Below are 2,289 nucleotides of genomic sequence, written 5' to 3'. Positions count from 1 at the left end.
TTCACCGTGGGCACGGCAAACTTGACACCGCTTTGCTCCAGCGTCAGATTCGCCGTGCGCCCTCCGTCCAGCAACGGATTCATCGGGGTAAGACGACAACGGACATTGAAGCCCGTTAGAGGTGCTTCGGGATGCCAGAAGGCAACGGAGAAGTCGGTACGGTCCTCCGTCTTTGCTTCCAGGTCGAAGATGTTGACAGCATCCAAAAAGGCTTCCAAACCTTCGGACACTTCCACTTCCTCGCCCGAAACGTTCTTCAGCAGATGCAGAACCAACTCTGCCGCATCACCAAAGTCTTCGCGGGGGAAACGCAGTTCCTCCTTCTCGCCCGGAACAAACGAACCGTCCTTCCCGGCAGTTCCGCTGACAACGCGCACTTCCTGCGCTTCGATATAGTAACGGCGCGTACCGTCATGCTCTTCCCTCTGTATCAAGGCAACGGGCCAGCGCAGGGTTTCGTCTTTTTCAGCTTTCGGTGTACCCAGTGACACGGCTCCATCCGCCAGCAGGCGAAAGAAGGTGTAGAGCTCGCCCAGTTCTCTTTTTGTTGCACTAAATGCCATAAACTTTCTTTTGTTTAAAGGAGGGAGTCAGCCTTTCATAAGGAGTGATGCCGTTTCCGCAAAGAAAACAGTCTGTTCCGAAGGACAAAACAACTTGTTCCGTTAAAGGAAACGAACAACTTCCCTATTGAAAGGGGCTCTTATCCCATTTGTTGTATTATTCAAACCTCAATGTTTCTACTTTCTCCAACCGTGCCCGCAACTTCGGCATCATGGACTGGCGGATACGGAGCGTCATGCGGCAGTCCATATCATACGACTGTTCCAGGATTTCCGGCTCCTCCTCCTTCACTACTCGCATCACATCGTTCATGAAAGGATATTCGAAAAGGAAGGTAACCGTCTCATCCACGGTCTTTTCAATAACGGTGGCGGCAGCAATGGCTTCGGCGGCGGCGGCTTTATAGGCTACAATCAGTCCGCTCGTACCCAATTTGATGCCTCCGAAATAACGCACTACGATAATCAATATATCCGTCAATTCGTTGGAATTGATTTGTCCCAGAATCGGCTTGCCTGCCGTACCCGATGGCTCGCCGTTGTCGTTGGCACGGAAGTCCTTCCGCTCATGGCCCAGCATGTAGGCGTAGCACACGTGGCGGGCGTCGTAATATTTCTTCTGGTAAGTTTCCAGATGCGCCTTCACCTCCTCTACTGTACGCACCGGCAGGGCAATAGCAATGAACTTGCTGCGCTTTTCAGTGTAAATGCCCTCGGAAGGGGCAACGATGGTTTTATACGTATCTTCGCTCATGCTGCAAAGATAATGCAAACTGAAGAGAGAACTTTCATGCTTGCATGAAAAAAGTTATGTTGAAGTGCAGCTTATCTTATCTAAAGATAATGCAAAATCAAAAGCAGCAGAAATAAGCAAGCTGATTTCTGCCGAAAAGAGTTATCTTTGTACGAAGAATCAGATTTATAATCAAACAGAAAAAATGACAGACGGAATCAAGACATTGCACTATTCGGACCTCTTCCTGGCAATGTATTTCGAGGGAGGGAGAAGCTGCACGCACCGGAATCATTCGCACGTGCTGGTATATATGTACTCCGGTGAAATGGTTATCGATGAAAGAGGCAAAATCACTCGGCTGCATAAAGGAGACTGTGCCTTTATCCGTAAGGACTTTAGTGTGCAAATGACCAAACAAGCCTGGAATGGAGAGCAGTTCAAAGCCATTTTCCTGATGTTCACTCCCAAATTCCTGCGTGACTTTTACAGCAGGCTGAACCGGGACATCCTGCCTAAAGATGCCAAACGAGATAAAATAAGCTTGTACAAGCTACCTTCCAACCGCCCCGACATTGTAAGTCTGTTCGAATCCATGACACCCTATTTCGATTCGAGCATCCACCCGACTGAGGAGTTGCTGCAACTGAAAAGGATGGAGGGGATATACGTGTTGCTCAATACGAGTAAAAACCTGTATGCTTCCGTTTTTGATTTTGCAGACCCGTGGAAAATAGACATATTGGACTTTCTGGAACACAATTACATGAACGACATATCCATGGAAGAAATGGCCAATTATACCGGCCGCAGCCTATCCACGTTTAAACGCGATTTCAAAAAATGCAGCACACTCTCCCCACGGGAATGGCTGATACAGCGCCGTCTCGAAGCCGCCCGTGAGCTGATACGGAAAGGAGGGCGCAAAGTATCGGAAATCTGTTTCTGTCTATTATACACATCTCCGAGCCCACGAGACGGAGTACCATCTCG

General features: G+C 48.9%; 3 protein-coding genes. 1 reads left to right on the top strand and 2 read right to left on the bottom strand.

Annotated elements, in window-relative coordinates:
• Both ABUA47_RS23605 and ABUA47_RS23600 read right to left on the bottom strand, forming a co-directional pair.
• On the bottom strand, nucleotides 1–563 hold a 563-nt coding region (locus tag ABUA47_RS23605; protein WP_349832163.1), incomplete at its 3' end, for an HpaII family restriction endonuclease.
• A gap of 157 nt (nucleotides 564–720) precedes the next feature.
• Nucleotides 721–1,317, bottom strand: a complete 597-nt coding sequence (locus tag ABUA47_RS23600; RefSeq protein WP_005837654.1) for an IMPACT family protein — start codon at nucleotides 1,315–1,317, stop codon at nucleotides 721–723.
• 184 nt (nucleotides 1,318–1,501) lie between these two features.
• Between ABUA47_RS23600 and ABUA47_RS23595 the strand changes: the two genes are divergently transcribed.
• On the top strand, nucleotides 1,502–2,289 hold a 788-nt coding region (locus tag ABUA47_RS23595; protein ID WP_349832161.1), incomplete at its 3' end, for an AraC family transcriptional regulator.

Origin of the sequence: Bacteroides sp. RTP31139st1_H2_RTP31139_211217 (genome assembly GCF_040227615.1) — a bacterium.
Lineage (GTDB): Bacteria > Bacteroidota > Bacteroidia > Bacteroidales > Bacteroidaceae > Bacteroides > Bacteroides uniformis.
The sequence above is the reverse complement of the archived record's forward strand: the minus strand, read 5'-3'. Positions and strand labels throughout refer to the sequence as shown.

Bases quoted from the DNA above. Each gene is read 5' to 3' on its own strand.
- ABUA47_RS23600 (WP_005837654.1), bottom strand. From the start codon at position 1,317: ATGAGCGAAGATACGTATAAAACCATCGTTGCCCCTTCCGAGGGCATT.